At 39.4% G+C, this 18702-nt stretch carries 16 protein-coding genes; 12 read left to right on the top strand and 4 right to left on the bottom strand.

Features of this window, described 5'->3' with window-relative positions:
- Positions 1 to 2 precede the first annotated feature (2 nt).
- The 5 genes from mreC to SE27_RS14000 all read left to right on the top strand — a co-directional run bounded on the left by mreC (position 3) and on the right by SE27_RS14000 (position 3693).
- Entirely contained in the window at positions 3 to 860 is an 858-nt protein-coding gene (gene mreC / locus SE27_RS11105; RefSeq protein ID WP_039623408.1) for a rod shape-determining protein MreC, read from the top strand.
- Positions 847 to 1338 carry a rod shape-determining protein MreD gene (gene mreD, locus SE27_RS11100; RefSeq protein WP_039623407.1) on the top strand — a complete coding sequence of 164 codons (492 nt, stop codon included), beginning with the start codon at positions 847 to 849 and terminating at the stop codon, positions 1336 to 1338. Before mreC ends, mreD begins: the two co-directional genes overlap by 14 nt.
- Positions 1326 to 1892, top strand: a complete 567-nt coding sequence (locus tag SE27_RS11095) for a Maf family nucleotide pyrophosphatase (RefSeq protein WP_039623405.1) — start codon at positions 1326 to 1328, stop codon at positions 1890 to 1892. Before mreD ends, SE27_RS11095 begins: the two co-directional genes overlap by 13 nt.
- A 41-nt stretch (positions 1893 to 1933) precedes the next feature.
- Positions 1934 to 3388, top strand: coding sequence for a ribonuclease G (rng, locus tag SE27_RS11090; protein ID WP_039623403.1), 1455 nt, complete (start codon positions 1934 to 1936; stop codon positions 3386 to 3388).
- Positions 3389 to 3522: 134 nt separating this feature from the next.
- The gene (locus SE27_RS14000) at positions 3523 to 3693 is read left to right on the top strand and encodes a PA1571 family protein (protein WP_171160691.1); all 171 of its coding nucleotides are present in this window, start codon (positions 3523 to 3525) and stop codon (positions 3691 to 3693) included.
- A gap of 56 nt (positions 3694 to 3749) precedes the next feature.
- Here SE27_RS14000 and SE27_RS11085 read toward each other — a convergent pair whose 3' ends face one another.
- Together SE27_RS11085 and SE27_RS11080 are read right to left on the bottom strand one after the other, a co-directional pair.
- Entirely contained in the window at positions 3750 to 5129 is a 1380-nt protein-coding gene (locus SE27_RS11085; RefSeq protein WP_039623400.1) for a WS/DGAT/MGAT family O-acyltransferase, read from the bottom strand.
- 162 nt (positions 5130 to 5291) lie between these two features.
- Complete coding sequence (locus tag SE27_RS11080) at positions 5292 to 6026, bottom strand: phosphoadenylyl-sulfate reductase (protein WP_039623399.1); 735 nt, start codon at positions 6024 to 6026, stop codon at positions 5292 to 5294.
- A 197-nt stretch (positions 6027 to 6223) separates the two neighbouring features.
- Here SE27_RS11080 and thrH point away from each other — a divergent pair, with 197 nt between their 5' ends.
- The gene (gene thrH, locus SE27_RS11075) at positions 6224 to 6841 is read left to right on the top strand and encodes a bifunctional phosphoserine phosphatase/homoserine phosphotransferase ThrH (RefSeq protein WP_039623397.1); all 618 of its coding nucleotides are present in this window, start codon (positions 6224 to 6226) and stop codon (positions 6839 to 6841) included.
- Between the two features lie 66 nt (positions 6842 to 6907).
- Here the strand turns inward: thrH and SE27_RS11070 are convergent, their stop codons facing one another.
- Both SE27_RS11070 and SE27_RS11065 read right to left on the bottom strand, forming a co-directional pair.
- Entirely contained in the window at positions 6908 to 8041 is a 1134-nt protein-coding gene (locus SE27_RS11070) for an OmpP1/FadL family transporter (RefSeq protein ID WP_039623393.1), read from the bottom strand.
- Between the two features lie 329 nt (positions 8042 to 8370).
- A complete protein-coding gene (locus SE27_RS11065) occupies positions 8371 to 9672 on the bottom strand; it encodes an OmpP1/FadL family transporter (RefSeq protein ID WP_039623391.1) in 1302 nt (433 codons plus the stop codon).
- Positions 9673 to 10488: 816 nt separating this feature from the next.
- On the opposite strand from SE27_RS11065, the gene apbC reads away from it, so the two are divergent.
- From apbC to SE27_RS11035, 6 genes are all read left to right on the top strand, one after another.
- Positions 10489 to 11760, top strand: coding sequence for an iron-sulfur cluster carrier protein ApbC (apbC, locus tag SE27_RS11060; RefSeq protein ID WP_039623389.1), 1272 nt, complete (start codon positions 10489 to 10491; stop codon positions 11758 to 11760).
- A 235-nt stretch (positions 11761 to 11995) separates the two neighbouring features.
- Positions 11996 to 12565 (top strand): dCTP deaminase, encoded by a 570-nt coding sequence (dcd, locus tag SE27_RS11055; RefSeq protein WP_039623387.1) that lies wholly within the window; start codon positions 11996 to 11998, stop codon positions 12563 to 12565.
- Positions 12566 to 12807: 242 nt separating this feature from the next.
- Positions 12808 to 14259, top strand: coding sequence for a hypothetical protein (locus tag SE27_RS11050; protein ID WP_039623385.1), 1452 nt, complete (start codon positions 12808 to 12810; stop codon positions 14257 to 14259).
- Between the two features lie 9 nt (positions 14260 to 14268).
- Positions 14269 to 14946, top strand: a complete 678-nt coding sequence (locus tag SE27_RS11045; RefSeq protein WP_039623383.1) for a DUF6160 family protein — start codon at positions 14269 to 14271, stop codon at positions 14944 to 14946.
- Between the two features lie 31 nt (positions 14947 to 14977).
- Positions 14978 to 17263, top strand: a complete 2286-nt coding sequence (locus SE27_RS11040) for a DUF6160 family protein (RefSeq protein ID WP_039623381.1) — start codon at positions 14978 to 14980, stop codon at positions 17261 to 17263.
- 43 nt (positions 17264 to 17306) lie between these two features.
- The gene (locus SE27_RS11035) at positions 17307 to 18677 is read left to right on the top strand and encodes a hypothetical protein (RefSeq protein WP_039623379.1); all 1371 of its coding nucleotides are present in this window, start codon (positions 17307 to 17309) and stop codon (positions 18675 to 18677) included.
- The last annotated feature ends 25 nt before the right edge of the window (positions 18678 to 18702 follow it).

The raw sequence follows: 18702 nt of genomic DNA, 5'->3' as shown, positions 1-18702 counted from the left end.
GGGTGCAAACAAATCTGTTTTCTAGACAACCGCCATCTTTTCGCTCATTTATCATTGCGGTCATCACATGTTGGGTTGTGCTGTTTTTTAACTGGCGCATGCCGCATGTGATTAAACCTGCACGTGATGTCTTGTATGCGGCATACAATCCGATTTATGCCTTGGCAAGTTACCCAGTGTTATCGCGAGAATGGCTCAGTCAACAAACCAAGTCTGAAGTACAACTGCGCCGTGAAAATACCGCGATGCAGGCGGAACTTTTACAGGCCCAAGTGCGTTTGCAAAAATTATCCGAACTTTCTGCTGAAAATACCCGTTTAAGAGGTCTACTCGATACGCCGTTAATTATTGATGGCCGTATTGAAATTGCAGAAGTGATTGGTACCGATGCAGATCCACTGCGACATATAATTGTGATTAACCGCGGTGCCAGTAGTCAGCTGAAGGTCGGTCAAACCGTGTTGGATGATAAAGGCATCATGGGACAAGTGATTGATGTTTATCCGCACAGTAGCCGCATCATGTTGATGTCAGATAAAGAACATTCACTATCGGTTCGCCTAGAAAATACCGGTATGCGTGCCATTGTTTCCGGTACAGGTGATCTGGGGCATTTAAAAATGGAATATGTGCCGACCAGTGCCAACATTAAAGTGGGTGAAAAAGTTTATAGCTCAGGTCTGGGTGCACATTTTCCTGCGGGTTATTTGGTTGGTACCATCTCCAAGGTCAATCGACATAATTCGGGTGAATTTGCCAAAATTGAAGTGATTCCAGCCGCACAATTGGCTGGTGGTCATCATGTGGTGGTGCTGTTCTCTGATTCTTTAGCGATGGAGCAACCCTATGTTAATCGCTAAATTACGCTCACAGAATAATCGTGATCCTTTAATTGCCATTGTCTTTTCAGTGATTATTGCTTCGGTGTTGATGGTCTATCCATTGTCTTATGCCGTCTCTGGGGCGCGTCCACTGTTTATGCTGTTGGTGATGTTGTTTTGGGTGATGTGTCAGCCGACGTGGTGTGGTATTTGGTTTGCTTTTGGCACCGGTATTTTCACCGATTTATTGGTTGATGCGCCATTGGGCCTAAATGCACTAAGCTTTGTGGTGATTACCTTTGTTGCGCGGTTTTTAACCCGTGAGCGGCGTATTTTAACCTTTATGAATTTGTGGATTATCGTGTTTTTGGCCATTTTAGCGCATTTGTTTATGACTTGGATGGCACAAATTATGGCAGGCGTACAATTTTCCATTGCGCGACATTGGCAGCCCTTACTGAGCAGTATTTTGGTTTTTCCGCTTATTTATTTTGTCTTAAAAAAATGGCGCATTTGATTTTAGCCTCCAGTTCGCCGCGCCGTCGTGAACTGCTACAGCAACTTGGACTTGAATTTGAAATTTTTAGTCCAGAAATTGATGAGTCAGTTATTGCAGATGAAGAGGTGGCAAGCTATGTCGAGCGACTGGCTTGTGCCAAAGCGGATGCCGTATTCAAGCATTATCCACACGCGATCATTCTAGCTGCGGATACCAGTGTCAGCATAGATCAGCAAATTCTAGGCAAGCCCGATTCTAAACAGCATGCCTTTGAAATGTGGCAAGTTCTTTCGGGGCGTAAACATGATGTTTATTCAGCAGTTTGCGTGCGTACAAGTTCTAAAAAATCAAGTATAGTGGTACGCACTCAGGTACAGTTTCAAACCTTAAGCTGCAATGATATGGAAGATTATTGGGCCACAGGTGAACCGCTTGGTAAAGCAGGCGCGTACGCAATTCAAGGTATTGCGGCACGTTATATTCCTCGAATCGAAGGAAGCTATAGCAATGTGGTGGGCTTACCTCTACATGAAACCATGCAGTTATTAAAAGCGGTTAAGGCACTAAATTAATCGCTGAAAAAAAGAATTCTTATAATGTTTTGAGTTTTATTATGTCTGACGAATTGTTGATTAACGTCACCCCGATGGAATGTCGGGTGGCCTTAATCCAAAATGGTACAGTGAATGAACTATTTGTCGAGCGCACAGTTAAACGTGGTTTAGTCGGAAATATCTACAAAGGTAAAGTGGTTCGCGTTTTGCCGGGTATGCAAGCGGCCTTCGTGGATATTGGCCTATCACGTACGGCGTTTTTACATATCAACGATATGATTTGGCCGCGTAATCAACCCACACCGAATGTATTTGAATTGCTGCAACCGGGTCAAATCTTGACCGTGCAAGTCATGAAAGACATGCTCGGTAGTAAAGGTGCGCGTTTAAATACCGATCTCTCCATTCCTTCACGTTACTTAGTGTTGATGCCGTATGGTCATCATATTGGAGTGTCGCAGCGTATTGAGTCTGAGGCAGAGCGTAATCGCTTACGCGCCATCATAGAGGCAATTCAAACTCAACATAAGCTACCCGGTAGTGTCATTGTGCGTACCGCTGCTGAGGGTATTTCTGAGGCTGAGATTGCCCAAGATATGGCTTATTTGGCCAAGCTGTGGGAATTTATTCAGCGCAAACAAAGAAGCATCGTGGTGCCATCCTTAGTTTTTGAAGAACTGCCTTTACCTCAACGGGTGATTCGTGATTTAGCCAATCAAGACACAGCTAAAATTTCAGTCGATTCGCGCGAAATTCATGCCAAATTGCAAGAATTTGTTGCTGAGTTTGTACCGAGTATGCAAGACAGACTAATGCATTATCCGGGTGAGCGTCCAATTTTTGATTTATACAATGTTGAAGAGGATATCCAAAAAGCCTTACAAACGCGTGTGGCTTTAAAGTCTGGCGGGTATTTGATGATTGATCAAACCGAAGCCATGGCGACCATCGATGTCAATACTGGCTCATATGTGGGTGGGCGAACACTGGAAGACACCGTGTTTAAAACCAACATGGAAGCCACACAAGTGATTGCGCGCCAGCTGCGTTTACGTAACTTGGGCGGCATTATTATTATCGACTTCATTGATATGCAAGAAGCTGAGCATCGTGAAGAGGTCATGAGTCAACTCGAACGCATGTTAGAGCGCGACCACGCCAAAACTAAAATTACCCAAGTCTCAGAGCTGGGTTTGGTTGAAATGACCCGTAAACGCACCCGTGAATCGTTAGAGCATTTATTATGTGAATCTTGTGCCACTTGTCAGGGTCGGGGCTATGTGAAGACCACCGAGACCGTGTGTTACGAAATTTTTCGAGAAATTTTAAGATATACACGTGCTTTTGAATCGAAAAGTGGGTTTACCGTGGTGGCACATCCGTTGGTGATTGACCGATTGTTAACAGCCGAAGCACCTGCTGTAGCCGATTTAGAGCACTTTATCGGACGTGTGATCAAGTTTCAGGTTGAAAATCTATATACGCAAGAGCAATACGATATCATTCTCAGCTGAAATTGTAACAGGATGTCGTTAAACACTTGTTACATCTGAAATTTTACTTTCTAACGTTAATTTTGAATACTAGTCATACATCGTAGCCAAAGCCAAATTCTTCCTTTTCGGCTTAGCAAAAAAAGAGGTATGACATGAGTATCAGCCAAAGTGCTATTAAATCAAATTTGAATGTTTCAGAGAAAAAACCAACTCAAAATGGTTATATCCTTAATGAGCATGGTAAAGAAATTCAGATTACGGCTGCCATGATTCGTTCAGTATGTCATCAACTGCTTAATCAATGTCGAACCATTAAAAATTAAGGGGCGAATAATACGCCCCCTAACTTCCTTTATGATTATGTCTTAATATTTACGCTTTAGCCTACCGCTTGTAACTTGGGATTTTCTTGCGCAACAATTTTTTCAAACTGTTGAATCTCATCTTCTAAATGAGTCAGAAGATTTTGCATTTTAGGCAACGCATTACGACAACCGGTTAGACCCACTTCCAATTTATCTAAATAACTGGTCATGGTAATGTTTAAGGCTTGGCCATCTAAAACAATAGACGCCGGATAGAGCGCATCTAATTTTGCACCATTCCAGTACAGTGGTTCACGTGGCCCGGGTACATTGGAGATGACAATATTAAAGGCTTGGCGTTTCGGCATCATGCCGGAAACAATATTAAAGCCTGCCGCACCGTATACCAATGCACTGTAGTTTAAAATCTGATTTGAGTTCATGCGCTTAAAACGTTCTTTGGCATTTAATACACTGCGACGAATAATATATAAGCGTTCCAGCGGTGTTTCTTTATGTGTGCCCAGATTGGCTAAAATCATGGTGATACGATTGGATAATTCAGAATCATCATCACGAATTGAGGCGGGTACCATGGCAATCAGCGGTTTTTTGGGTAATGCATGTTGACTGATTAAGTACTCACGCAGCGCCCCTGAGCAAATCGCCAGCACCACATCATTAATGGTCACATCCAATGCCTTGGCTATTTTGCTTAAACGCCCCAATTCAAAAGATTGCGCAGCAAAACGACGCGATGAGCTGACCCGTTGATTTAAAATACTACTCGGTGCTTGGAAACTAGAGACGTAATCCGGATTACGACCCATATCTTTACAGATGGTTTGGGATAACTCATACATCACTTTTGGCGTGGTTTCAAACTGTTGTTTGATTGCCCCAAGGATGTTCTTCATACGCCCTTTTTTCGGCTCTTTTAAGCGTTTAGCACGCGGTCCTTCCACACACCAAGGCGGTACAATACTTTTGGCCTCAGGATCGCGCGACAGCGATTTTTCCACCAAACGCATACCTGCAATTCCATCGACCATGGCATGATGAATTTTGAAGTACATGGCAAAGCGATTACCTTCAATCCCTTCAATAATATTACAGGTCCACAGCGGTTTAGCCCGATCAATTAAGGCGCTGTGTTCTTGTGAGATATAAGTCAGTAATTCACGAATCCGTCCCGGATGCGGTAGGGCAATATGTCGAAAATGATGGTCTAGATCGAACTCTTGATCTTCATCCCAAAACAGTCCATTGAGTTTATTGTTAAAAGGGGCAATCGGTACAGATTTGGAGTTCCGAATATCTTGAACTAAATCTTGTAGAAAGGTTTCCGGTGCATTATCTGGTATTTGAAATAAAAATAGTCCGCCAACATGCATCGGTTGTTGACGTTTTTCTAGCGATAAAAAAATAAAATCAATAGGATGTAATGGACGCATAACGCGCAATGCCTCACTGCAATTTGATTGGCTGTTCTTGTCTGAACAGGCTCATTAGAATTATAAAAACCGTTGTTTGAGTATATCTTTTTTCAATTACAAAGGAACAGATTTATCTGTAAAAGTTAGTAAAAACCACTGATTTTCAGTGGTTTTTTGAGATTATCTTGTTAAATTACCAGCATGTAGGCCACATTCTTTATGCGTGGCTTCTTCCCACCACCAACGACCTTCACGTTCATGTTGATTGGGAAGCACGGCACGTGTACACGGTTCGCAGCCAATGGAAATAAAACCACGGTCATGTAAAGAATTATAAGGTACTTCCATCATGCGAATATAATTCCATACATCACTGCTGGTCCAATTGGCCAAAGGATTATATTTAATCAATTGTTTACCCGGTCCAGAAAAACCCGCATCAACTTCAATGACAGGAATATCTTGTCGTGTTCCCGGACTTTGATCTTTACGCTGACCCGTAATCCAACCATCTAATGTAGCCAATTTTTTACGTAACGGTTTAACTTTACGAATACCACAGCATTCTTGATGACCATCTTCAAAAAAACTAAATAAGCCTTTATTTCTGACTAAATCTTCAACCGCTTGGGCTTCTGGAAAGCAAATTTCAATATCAATTTTATAATGCTGGCGGATTTTTTCGATAAATTGATAGGTTTCGCTGTGTAGACGCGCTGTATCTAAACTAAATACTCGAAAAGGCAGGCCTAAATGCGAGGCCATATCAATAAGAACCACATCTTCAGCACCTGAAAATGAAATGGCAATCTCACCGTGTTGACTCAAAGCCAGTTGTAGAATTTCACTGGGCGATTGATCCGCATATTCAGCAGCAAGCGCATCGACAAGATCAATAGTAGGGATGGTGGTCATAATATTCCTGGCGTATAAGCTTGGACACTTAAAGAGCTATTTTAATTTAATTCACAACAATTTTAATGGCATTGAAGCAAAGTGCTTAGTAATAAAAAATAATTACTTATGAATAAAATAGATTTAAAAAAGCGCAGCAAATCTATCAATTTTTAAGCTATGATAATGCAAAATTTTGACTCACATTGGGAAAATCCATGGAAATTGTATGTCTTGATCTGGAAGGAGTGTTGGTTCCAGAAATTTGGATTAACTTCGCTAAAAAAACCGGTATTAAAGCATTGGAAGCCACCACGCGTGATATTCCAGACTACGATGTCTTAATGACGCAGCGCCTGAATATTTTAAAAGAACACGGTTTAGGTCTGCATGATATTCAAGCAGTCATTGCAGATATGGGACCTTTTCCAGGTGCAAAAGAATTTATCAAATGGGTCAGTATGCATTTCCAATTGATTATCTTGTCGGATACCTTTTATGAATTTGCACATCCGTTAATGAAGCAATTAGATTGGCCGACTATTTTTTGTCATAAATTAGAAACTGATGATGCGGGGATGATTTCTGCGTACAAATTGCGTCAGCCCGATCAAAAACGTCAAGCAGTTAAAGCATTGCATGGTTTAAATTTTCGCGTGATTGCTGCGGGTGACTCTTATAATGACACCACCATGTTAAGTGAAGCAGACCACGGTTTCTTGTTTGATGCACCCGACAATGTGATCGCGGAGTTTCCACAGTTTCCAGCCATTCATGGTTATGAGGCATTAAAGCAAGCGATTCGTCAGGCTTCTATTCGTGATATTCCGGCTTAATTTAAAAGCATAAAAAAGGGCGCTTATTGCGCCCTTTTTTGATTTTACATTTAATTCTTGCTTAAATTAGAAACGGTAACCAATTTTCATACCATAACCGATTGCAGTGTTGTCTTCAAAGTTTCCAGCAACCTTACCGCCTGTTTGAGCTTGAGCATCACCTAACCAGAAGTATTTTACGCCACCAGCGATGAAATAGTTTTCAGCAGGGCTATATTGACCGCCTAAACCTACACTCCAATAACCTTCAGTTGGACCCAGTGTGGTTACAGGATTACCTGCACCTGAATCCCAACCAATTGCCGCAGTACCTGACCATTTGGCGTTAAATTTACGTCCAAGGCCGACCGTCGCTGACCATTGGTCATCTGAATAGTCAATTAAGTTGTTATTTGATTTTGCTTTAAGTACATCAGGTGTAACGGCAAACTGATCCCAGTGTACCCAACGAATATTGGCAAACGCTAAAGTATCTTGAGCAATACCTGTTTGTAGATCAAGATTAACTGATTGCGGTGTAGTGATATCAGTTATGCTACTTGGAAATACAACAGTACCTAAACCAAATGTTTCTAGAGTTTCTACTTCATGTTTAATTTCTGAGCGATAAGTCACAGCTGCTTTTAGCGCAATTTCAGGAATTGAATAAGCAAAACCTGCTAACCAACCGTAAGCTTCTTCTTCTTTAAGGCTAATATCATAACCACCAACAGCAGCTGGACCACCATATGCGGCACCACGTAAAGATACTTTAGCATCTACTGTTTGATAAACTGGACCAGCATAAAAATTCCAGTTCTCATTCGGTTGGTAACCGATTAACGCTGTAATATTATTGGTTTTAACTTCAACCGCTGTACCTTGTCCACCAAAACCAAAGGTAGTAGAATCGGTTGCATACTGAGAATCAGCACCAAAAGGTTGATCGTAAAGTAAACCGAGTGAAATTTTATCGGTGGCTTGAATTTTAATAGCAGCAGTAGGGAAGTAATAATCTTCAGCCATATCACTGACTTTATTTCCAGCTAGATCTTTACCTTGTACATCAGGGTCTAAAACAGAAATTCCCGCTTCAGCATAATTACCTGACTGTAAAAAGGCAGAAATTGATTGTCCAGAGCGGTCGAGTCCGCCTGCAAATGTTGATGTTGTTGGAATTAAGCTTAGTAAAATAGCTGTTTGAATAAGATTAAGCTTCATAGATACTTTCCCCAGATCTTGCTTTGTAACTAAAAGTTAGGGCAAAGTAACATAAATAAAAAAAGAGTAAATGCTCAGTCGTGCTTGAGAAGTGAACTGATGAATTCAAAAATAGTATAAATAGAGCAAACAAACTAATATTATTTTTTATATGTTTATGATTCTTAAATATAAATAAAGTAATTACTTTAATAAATAAATTTTTTTCTGATTAAGTTTTTTTTGGTTAAATTTAAGACATATCGCATTGTCATATTTACAAATAATATAAATTAAAGTGAAAAAGACCATTGCAAGCAATGGTCTTTTATTAAATTTATAAATTAAATTTAGAAGCGGTAGCCCATTTTCAAGCCATATGCAATAGCATGGTTGTCTTCAAAATTTGCGACAGTAGCGGGAGTGCCGAATTGTGAACCAGCTTGTGCTTTAGCATCGCCTAACCAGAAATATTTAACACCACCGGCAATAAAGGTTGCTGGCGTTGGGCTAAATTGCATACCCAAACCAAGATTCCAATAACCTTCAGTTGGACCCAAAGTCGATACTGGATTACCAGCGCCAGAGTCCCAACCTACAGAAACATTTCCTGCCCATTGTTCACTTAATTTGCGACCTACACCCACAGTTGCAGAAATCTGATCATCTGTATAAGCAACTAAATCAAAACCCTGTGGTTTACCAGTACTTGCAGCTACAAGAGGATTTTGTGAAACAGTACCGAATTTAGTTGGGCGAATTGAAAAATTCGACCAATCTACCCAACGTACGTTAGCAAAAGCCACTGTATCTGCCATGATGCCGGTTTGGAAGTCTAAGTTTACTGATTGAGGTGTGGTAATCGATGTGCTTCCATTTGGAAGAGCATTTAAACCTGCAAACGCTGAAGGTGCAGCGAAAGTTTCGGTTGTAGCCGCATCATGATCGATTTCTGAACGGTAAGTAACAGATGCTTTAAGGGCGATTTCAGGAATTTGATATGCAAGCCCCGCTAACCAGCCTGCTGCACTGTCTTCTTTCATGCTGGCATTATATGTACCGAAAGTTCCCTTACCGCCATAAGCCAGACCACGTAATTGCACATCGCCTTTTACGGTTTGATAAACACCACCACCGTATAAATTCCAGTTTTCAGTTGGTTGAAAACCCAAAATCATAGAAATATTTTGCGTTTTAACTTCAACTTTAGTGGCCTCTGTTCCATCATGGAATAAACCTTGGCCTTGAAATGCAGCTAATGAACCTGGTAGAGCAGCAGGTGAGCTTGAGTCTGTCGTTGAATAAGTTGCATCAGCTCCAAAAGGCTGATCATAAATTAGACCAAAAGAGAAATGATCCGTTACTTGTAATTTTAATGCTGCACTTGGAAAATAATAATCATCTCCCATATCTGATAAATTTGTATCTTGAAGACCAATGGCTGATGCCGGCGCTGCAGGATTTGGACTATATCCACTGTTTACTTTGCCTGAAACATTTGGATCTAAAACTGAAATACCTGCTTCAAAATAGTTACCTGGTTGTAAAAATGCACTAATTGATTGGCCAGAACGATCTAGAGCGGCTGCAAATGCGCCGGTCATTGGAATTGTTGCAACAATAATTGCTGTAGTAAGTGTCGTTAATTTCATTATTTGTCTTCCCTTGAGATGCAAATTCTTTACTGTGGATTGCTGTTATTTGTGTTCAGTATGCATTTTTGATAATTTCGATTTTACACCGCATATCGTTTGTTACTCCATGTGACAAAAATAACACAATAAAAAAAAGAGTAAATGCTCTAGAAAAATAAATTACAGTAAAAATAATATATATATAGAATGTTGAGTTGAAATTTTAGAATTATTTATTGTTAAGTTGTTGAATTTATTTGTTAAACATTCGTTTGTTTTTATTTAATAAAAATTTTCAATTGTTTATAAATTAACCATTTTTCTTAAAAATCATAATATTTAAATGTTACTTTGGTCACATTAATTTTTGAATATGTCTTGCATGTTGTGAAGTTAAATTTTAGAGCAATTAATAGCGTAGATCATAAGACGCAACAAAAAACTATCGTTGAGGCTGGGTTTTAATTTTAAAATTTATATGAATCATATATTTGCTTTGATGTTCATAAAGTTTCCTGAAAAAATCAAATGGCAAAAAATCAGACATAACTGAGATATTGGTTTTATAGATTGCTTTGGCTTGACTTTAACAAACGATATTTTTTTGTAACATCACATTTGATGCATCTTATTGAGAAACTGGTTTTTCTCAAAAATAAGGAAAATCGGTCACTTTGCTTTCTGCGTAAAATTGAATAGATTTCTGTTCAGGTGACAACGCAGAGGATCTGCTTTAAATGAGCTGGATAAACTTATCTATAACTTTACTTAACCTTCATCTTGTTTGAAGTTACACTAGCTTATTCAGTTGTATGTACGTACTTGGAGTAACTTATGTCGTGGCTTTCGTCGCTTAAATCTGTTTTTTCACCCTCGCAAGAGGTAAAAGAGGAAGCGGTGCAGAATGTACTACAAACTTACTTACTGCCGAATTCAAAGGATGCTTTAAAGGATCGAATTACGCAAATTAATATTGAAGGTCAAGTTCTACAAATCACCATCAATACTTATCCTGCGGAAGCAGATTCTTTGCAAAAAATCCATGATGACCTTGCGCAAGCTTTAGAGCTATGTGGTGTTCAGGAGTTGAATCTGCACGTGATTCAGCAAAAACAAAGTGAAAGTTGTTCTAATCCTGAACATGCAAAAAAAGATCACCAGTGTTCAAGTAAATCGAATCAAAGTTCTGTTGCGGCTGCTCCCAAACTTCCACCGGTAATCGATGCTTCGCAAAAGACGAATAGTGCGGAAACAGCAAATCTAGCCGATCCCAATAATCCACCAATTCAAAAAGCTGCACCTCAACAAAGAGATGTCCCTAAACATCCACGAATTCAAAATGTCATTGTGGTATCTTCGGGGAAAGGCGGCGTGGGTAAGTCAACCACCACGGTCAATCTGGCCTTAGCACTGCAAAAATTAGGCTTAAAAGTTGGTGTTTTGGATGCTGATATTTATGGTCCAAGTATTCCCACCATGTTGGGTAATGCCGGACGTACGCCGATGATTGAAGCAGGAAATTTTGTTCCCATTGATGCTTATGGCATGGCTGTTTTATCAATTGGACACTTAACTGGTGATAATAATACCCCTGTGGCTTGGCGTGGTCCTAAAGCAACGGGGGCATTGATGCAGTTGTTTAATCAGACTTTGTGGCCTGATTTAGATGTTTTAATGATTGATATGCCGCCTGGCACGGGTGATATTCAATTAACCCTTGCCCAGCGTATTCCTGTGACTGGGGCTATTATTGTTACTACACCTCAAAATGTCGCCTTAATGGATGCCACGAAAGGCATTGAGCTGTTTAATAAAGTACAGATTCCAGTGATGGGCGTGATTGAGAATATGTCGACACATATTTGTTCCAATTGTGGGCATGAGGAGCAAATTTTTGGTACAGGTGGTGGTGATCAATTGTCTGAAAAATATCACATTCCTTTACTCGGGCGTTTGCCTTTAAATGTTAAGATTCGAGAAAATGCAGATGCAGGAACACCTTCGGTAATTGTCGGTGATGATGCGGCTGAAAATTATATGGCCATTGCACAGAAAATTTTAGATCAATTGCCTGCAATGCACAAAGCCAGCAATCGAATTTTTTAAAGATCGTCAATTCACGCTACACTGACCTTTAAAAGCTTAAATAAGGTTAAGCTTTTAAAGGGAATTCTAAGCGTATCTGCGTGCTGATTTTGTGTGTTTTTAGCGTGATTTCAACCCATTTAAAATGAGCAGATTAAGGCAGAGATTTTATAAAAAATCTTCTCCTCATTTTCATTATTCGCAATTTCAGTTAAAGTACAGCGCAATAACTGCTTTAACTATTTTGGATGACAGAATGACCATTAAATCTGATCGTTGGATTCGTGAAATGAGCGAAAATCACGGCATGATTGAACCGTATGCAGAAAACCAAGTGCGTTATGATGAGTCGGGTGAAAAACTGATTTCTTATGGTGTTTCAAGCTATGGTTATGACGTGCGCTGTGCGCGTGAGTTTAAAGTATTTACCAATGTTCATTCCGTCATTGTCGATCCAAAGAATTTTGACGATAAAAGCTTTATCGATATTGAATCTGATGTGTGTATTATTCCGCCCAATTCATTTGCCTTGGCACGTACAGTTGAATACTTCCGTATTCCACGTAATGTATTGACCATTTGTTTGGGTAAGTCGACTTACGCGCGTTGCGGTATTATTGTGAATGTGACACCACTTGAACCTGAGTGGGAAGGGCATGTGACGTTGGAATTTTCCAATACCACCAACTTACCGGCACGTATTTATGCAGGTGAAGGTGTGGCGCAAATGTTGTTCTTTGAGTCAGATGAGGTCTGTGAAACTTCTTATAAAGACCGTGGCGGTAAATACCAAGGTCAAACTGGGGTGACTTTACCTAAAGCGTAAAATATAAATAATTCGACAAGCGGACCATTTGGGTCCGTTTGTTTTTTGTGCGATTCATTCATCGGAAATTGCCCCTATTTGAGCCATTTTTTTTGCAATTGAGTAAATATTCAGCATAATAAAAAATGATAGATCCTTGGTTAGAATATTGTCGTAACGACCAATAAATAAAAACGGTAATACCAAGTTTAGGATAAAACGAAAATAATGATGCGGAGCATCTGATAAAAAGGAAAGTCGTGATGACTCAACGTTGCAGTACAGGATTTAAAAAATTCTGTTTGGCAAGTGTAATTGCTGTTCTTCTGGTTAGCCAATCAGTTCATGCGCTTGAATCTTTGTCAGATGATCATCTTGCACAAACCACAGGTGAGGGTATGGCACTGTTCCCTGAAAACTTTAAAATGGTTTTTCAGGCCGCAAATGATCTGTCCAGTGCCTCAAGCTATAACCAAGTCGGTCTGATTAATCCAGAAAAATATGACACAGGCTTTATTCGAATTATTCCTACGGGGGAAAATTATGCCAATCTTAAGATAAGTGCGGCTGATGCTGCCAATAAAAGAACCAAAGCAGATATTTTTATTTATGGTTTGGCTTTATCGGCCAGCAATAATAATTTAAATCAACGATTTAGTAATAATGGATTTGATTGGGGGAGTGCAATTAACCCTTGGTTATTTCGAGCAGGTATTGCCAACAATATTCAACAATTTTCTAGTACCAATACCGCAGGGGATATTAGTTATTTGGCTTTAGAGGCGCCTTTAGCGAAAGTAAGTGCCGATGAAAGTGATAATAATATTAAGTTGGGCTTTTGGTTGGATGCTTTCTCACGGAGCTGGAATTCCAGTCATAGTGTTAATCCAATTACAGGTGCACCATTGGCTAAACCAATGACTACTGATCCGACCAATGATGTTGATTTAGATAAAAACCAACGTTTGAGGCTACAATTCGTAGCCAATGGACTGAGTTTAAATGGATCACAAGTCAAACTTTTCCAAACCATGTCCTCCACTACACCGCAATATAATCAAACTTTAGGCATGGCCAGTATTTTACGTTTAAATACCAATGATAATCCTGAAAACTTAAAATCAACAGATAGTAATTTAAACAGCAAAGCCATTCGATTAAGTACAGCCACTTTAAATGATGGAAATTATTCTACTCCGGCATTAAAACAAAATTCGGAAGCGCCGTTATTTAATAATCAAGAAGGTTTATATTTATATAGTCCCAATATTAATTTGGTGTTGGGAAGTATTCATCAGCCTTTTATTTTAGGCTCTGAAGGTAATAATATTATTCTTGAGATTACGCGCATACCGAATGTGGCAAATATTTATAATAAAATTTATACCGATTATACAGCACCTTATAGCAATTTATCTGCCAATAGTCCCTATCAAGGTTCGACCTGCAATGTCTATACTTGTGGATTTAATGGTTCTTCGCTGCTCTCATCTGGAAATACCATTACCTACCAAGGCAACAATGCCACACACAGCAGTATTTCTATTGGCAGTGTGACACGCGATCCAACCAGTAACTTATTAAAAGCCAATAGGGATGTAAATGCCACAGGTGTGATGTTTAAAAATGGAGCAGGAACAGCGGTTAACTTAGGCTCTGCAGCAATTGATGGTGTTTTAATTCAGCACCTTAAGTTTAAAACTACCGGTTTATAGGGATGTAAAATGTTAAATAAAATATCTATTGCGATGGTTTTATTGCTCAGTGGTACAGTTCATGCAGAATTAATGAATCTGGATAATGCTCAGCTGCTAGATGTCACCGGACAAGGGGGCGTCGATCTGAGTTGGACATTATCTTTAAATCATCAATACGCCAATGATATGAGTAAAAAACAGATTTCAGATCTGACGCTGATTAATGCGGGTAATCCTTCCGGAGCCTATTATCAATATGATTGTGTTGCCAATGTACTGTGCCGGTTTGCATTTTCTCCGAATAATCATGTTGAAAAAGTAGGCAATATAGACAATAAAAAGTGGTTGGTGTTTAAGCAAATTCAAGGCACGATTCAAATCGATAAGTTTTCTTTAGATGGTTCAACGATCATCAACAAAGATGGCAATCCTCAAACTGCGATAAATTTGACTTTTTATGATAATAAACCTTTAAAAATAAGAAATTTAGGTTTTTCAAGTTTAGCTGTTGAGAGTAATGCCGAAGAAGGTTATTTAAATAAAAGTACCTATACAACTTACGATAACAATAAAGTTGTTCCTGCTTTTGATCAAGGTGCTGAAACGGGGTTCATGGGGGTTAATGTACATGGCAACTTGCATATGTCGGGTAATTTGAAAATTTTTAGCTATAACTGTAGTGGAACAGCGGGCAGTCGTTGCTAAATAAATTATTCGAAAAAACAAGGAGGTTAGAATGAAAAAAATAACGAAATTAAAATTACTAACGGTCTGTATTTTTTTAGCACAACATAGCCATGCCTTAGAGCAGCTCAATGATTCTTCATTAGGTGCGGTGACTGGTCAAGATGGAATATCCATTGCTTACGAAACCTCTAAAATCACCATTGATCAGGCCAATTGGATAGATTACAGCAATACAGGCAGTATGAAGTTAGGACTACATAACGTTGAGGTGAAAGGTTTAAATCTAAGCACCATTAAAAGTACGCTTGATTTTGATGTAGGCAAAACCGATCAAAGTGCGGGAGTGAAAATTCAAGCCAGCATCTCTCCTTTTGAAGCCACCATTGAAAAGTTAATGCTCCTGTGTACTTCCGCAGACTGTACGACGCCTTCACAAAATTTAGGTACTTTAAGTCTTTCAACTTTATCGCCATTAAACATTTTTCTGCAAACCTCTGCGGGCTTGTTCAATCGTGATGAAAAAGCCCATTTAGATTTTCAGTTACAAAATGCCAGTTTAGGCTATGGGCTTAACGGAAAATTTTTAACCTTAAAAGATTTTAATTTTAACTTTTCTTTAGATGGTTATTTGTATTTAGACTCCAGTGAGGGGATGGTATTAAGCACTAAAAGTAAAGATGGTCAAACAGATCATCTAATCAATTTACACAAAGTATCCGATTTAACCGATGTCGATCCGAGTCGCAGTGGCGCAAAAAATCCAGCGATCAATATTGATTTACGTTATGGAGCGAATGCTGGTAATCAGAAAAACTTAATTCGTATGGGCGCCTCTGGTGCAGTCACCAATGGCAAAGTTTTTTTAAATGCCAACCAAAATGGACTGGCAGAATTTAACTCGGTAAGCCGCACAGCACCCGACTTAATCGAAACCACCAAGACCGCTACAGGCTATGAATTTGCAGGTGCAGGTGGCTTACATATGGGGCTCTCTGCTGATTTTACACGAGCTGGTAATTCATTATTAACAGCCACAGATACGCCGACCACTTTAGAAATTGGGCATACCGGACATGGTAGTTATGCACTGGAGTTTTCAAATTTATCGCCATTAACGATTCGTAATTCGACTTCAGTTTCAGATTTAAATAGACGCAATGCCTATATTGATTTTGGTGATATTTATATTAATACAGCACAAATTAAGAGTTTAGGTTTCATTATTAATGACAATATTAAAAAAGTGCTCGGGGCCGGAAATAATTATTTAAGCTACAACCTGACCCCTGAAAATAGTGGGCAGAATGTGGCCTTAATCGCCATTCGTGGCTTAGACTTTCAAGCCATTGCACGCAAAACGCGTTTTATTGCCGATAACTCCATTGCTGAAATAACCAGTCCTTCCGGTGAATGGGGGATTGGTATTCCTGTTTTTAATTTAAATGCAAATATAGCTTTATTTGCTAAGAATTATACTTATAACAATACGATAAAGTCTGGCTTGGGTTATAACACAGCTTTTTCAACTGAAGGCTACGGTATTGATAAAAAGACCAATGCACCTTCAACCACCTCAATTATTGTGGTGGATGGTGCTCAGGGTTCACATGGCGAAGAAGTCAACTACTATGCCGGTTTACGTAATATCGATGCTTATTTAAAATCAGATGGCGTGATTGGATTTGAAGATGATGGTATTTACATTAAAGCCGACCATTTATTGTTTGCTGCCAAGGCTGAAGTAGCAATCGGTCAATTACCCGGTTCTTTATATAACTGTCCTACAGGTGTAAACAGTTGTACTCAAAAAGTAGTTCCGATTGATAATTTTGCCCGTAAAGATGATGTACTTAGTTCAATTGCTTTTAAATTGGATGGTAAGGGAGAGCTCTTTATTATTCCTGGAGTCAATTCATCTACAGCGACACCAGAGAGTAATTTTTTAAGTCTAAAAGCCAATTTTGAATTTACTGATTTAACCGATGCTGAGAAAAAAAATCAGGCGGTGCTGGGAAGTTATATCAGTGTGACTACTGAAGATCTAAAAGAAAATGGCAGCACAACATCTTCTAGTGTCAATCTGAATAAACTGCAAGGGCAAGTGGCATTAGAGTCTAGAGTTTCTGTCAAAAAAGATACTTTGGTTTTAGACAATAAAGTCAATTTTAATCATGCATCTACTTTTTTAACGAAGGCGCAAATTGATGCAGGCAATATCGGCCGTGTATTCCGCGCTGAAATGGCCATGTCACCGTCAGGGAATATGCAAAAAGTTGCAGATTTTGCCATCACCGGTGGGGCAATGCGTAGCACTTTAGGAATTACGCCTAGATAAAACCATCAATACTTTAAAAGATCATTATAAATAGGGATATATAATGAAAAAAATATTATTAAAAGGCTTAGTGGCTTCTGCATTTAGTGTATCCAGTATGAGTTATGCCATGACGCATTTAGATGATGATTCACTGGCCAATGTAACAGGTCAAGCGCTATTCTCATTGGTCAAAGAAAAAGACAGTACGCAGGGATTAGATTTTTTTAAGTTAGCCATGCAGGCAGAACTTTCGTTAAATACCAATATTAAATCTTTACAGTTGGGCTGTGGCGGTGCAAATGGCGCAGGCGCGTGTGATATTGATATCTCTGAGCTATCTTTTGGTTGTGTCACCAATCCAATGGGTGCCTGTATTACTTTACCGACAACGCTACCAGGCCAGCCCACAGGATTAGATTCCAATAATACGATTGCCAATCAGTCGGCTTTAAAAGATTTTGTCTTAACCAATCCCTTCTTTCAGTTTGCGATTAAAGGCGGCGATCAAGCCGCAACACGAGAAGTAGTCGGTATACGGGTAGGTGCTGAAAAAGCAGAAGGCCCGATGAGTATTGGGGATATGAAATCTTTTAGTGGTTATTTAAGTGGATTAACCAATTTGAATATTTCTGCACAACAAAATATTGCGGTGACCTGTCAAAGAGGTACGGCAAATTGTGCCGATATTGATGCGTCAAAATTTTCAACTTCTTTCGGGTCTGGCTACACTCAAGCCTCTGCATTTTTAGGGGTTAAAGATGCAGAAATTTTAAATTTAGATCTTGCTAAAGTTCGCTATCGAGATTTAACCATTGATACCAAAGCAGCATCCTCCAATGCAAATGCCTCCTTAAATGGCACCCGATTAACTCAAGTGGGAATTGCGAATTTAGGATTAGGAACCACCGTGGATAATGTGGTGGCAGGATTGAAAGTCAATCAATCGTGTGGTGATTCTATATTTGGGGGCTGTAATATATTGACGGGTGCAGGTATTTCAAATGCTTTATTGCCTTTATTGGTCGGCGGTATTCAGACCTATATGAAACAGCAAACATTGACGGGTCTAGGTCTGGCTGTTCCTGTACAAGGCTCGTTAAGTGATGCAGCCTATAACACCTTACTGACCAATAATCTAAATGCTTATGTTTTGCCTTATAATTTAAACAATGTGCATCAACTTGATGTCAATTCAAATTTATTTGGCATTGCCCTGACCTCGTTAGCGGGTGGGATTAAATATCCGGGGTATGAAAAAGCGGTCGGGCAAGGTTGGTCAATGTATTTACAAGATGCTTTTACCCTCAATGTAAATGACTCTTTAACCAGCTTAATGTCGAATATGGTACAAAATGGCAATGCCAAAGCCGGTAATATTACGACACTTGCACCGGCATATCGGAACTGTTTTGGTTCTTTAAAATTTTGCTAAGTTACAGTTGAAAAAAATCCCGCCT

Origin of the sequence: Acinetobacter harbinensis (assembly GCF_000816495.1) — a bacterium.
Taxonomy (GTDB): domain Bacteria; phylum Pseudomonadota; class Gammaproteobacteria; order Pseudomonadales; family Moraxellaceae; genus Acinetobacter; species Acinetobacter harbinensis.
The sequence above is the reverse complement of the archived record's forward strand: the minus strand, read 5'-3'. Positions and strand labels throughout refer to the sequence as shown.

Bases quoted from the DNA above. Each gene is read 5' to 3' on its own strand.
- thrH (WP_039623397.1), top strand. From the start codon at position 6,224: ATGGAAATTGTATGTCTTGATCTGGAAGGAGTGTTGGTTCCAGAAATT.
- mreD (WP_039623407.1), top strand. From the start codon at position 847: ATGTTAATCGCTAAATTACGCTCACAGAATAATCGTGATCCTTTAATT.
- SE27_RS11065 (WP_039623391.1), bottom strand. From the start codon at position 9,672: ATGAAATTAACGACACTTACTACAGCAATTATTGTTGCAACAATTCCA.
- SE27_RS11045 (WP_039623383.1), top strand. From the start codon at position 14,269: ATGTTAAATAAAATATCTATTGCGATGGTTTTATTGCTCAGTGGTACA.
- rng (WP_039623403.1), top strand. From the start codon at position 1,934: ATGTCTGACGAATTGTTGATTAACGTCACCCCGATGGAATGTCGGGTG.
- SE27_RS11070 (WP_039623393.1), bottom strand. From the start codon at position 8,041: ATGAAGCTTAATCTTATTCAAACAGCTATTTTACTAAGCTTAATTCCA.
- apbC (WP_039623389.1), top strand. From the start codon at position 10,489: ATGTCGTGGCTTTCGTCGCTTAAATCTGTTTTTTCACCCTCGCAAGAG.
- SE27_RS11095 (WP_039623405.1), top strand. From the start codon at position 1,326: ATGGCGCATTTGATTTTAGCCTCCAGTTCGCCGCGCCGTCGTGAACTG.
- SE27_RS14000 (WP_171160691.1), top strand. From the start codon at position 3,523: ATGAGTATCAGCCAAAGTGCTATTAAATCAAATTTGAATGTTTCAGAG.
- dcd (WP_039623387.1), top strand. From the start codon at position 11,996: ATGACCATTAAATCTGATCGTTGGATTCGTGAAATGAGCGAAAATCAC.
- SE27_RS11080 (WP_039623399.1), bottom strand. From the start codon at position 6,026: ATGACCACCATCCCTACTATTGATCTTGTCGATGCGCTTGCTGCTGAA.
- SE27_RS11040 (WP_039623381.1), top strand. From the start codon at position 14,978: ATGAAAAAAATAACGAAATTAAAATTACTAACGGTCTGTATTTTTTTA.
- SE27_RS11035 (WP_039623379.1), top strand. From the start codon at position 17,307: ATGAAAAAAATATTATTAAAAGGCTTAGTGGCTTCTGCATTTAGTGTA.
- SE27_RS11050 (WP_039623385.1), top strand. From the start codon at position 12,808: ATGACTCAACGTTGCAGTACAGGATTTAAAAAATTCTGTTTGGCAAGT.
- SE27_RS11085 (WP_039623400.1), bottom strand. From the start codon at position 5,129: ATGCGTCCATTACATCCTATTGATTTTATTTTTTTATCGCTAGAAAAA.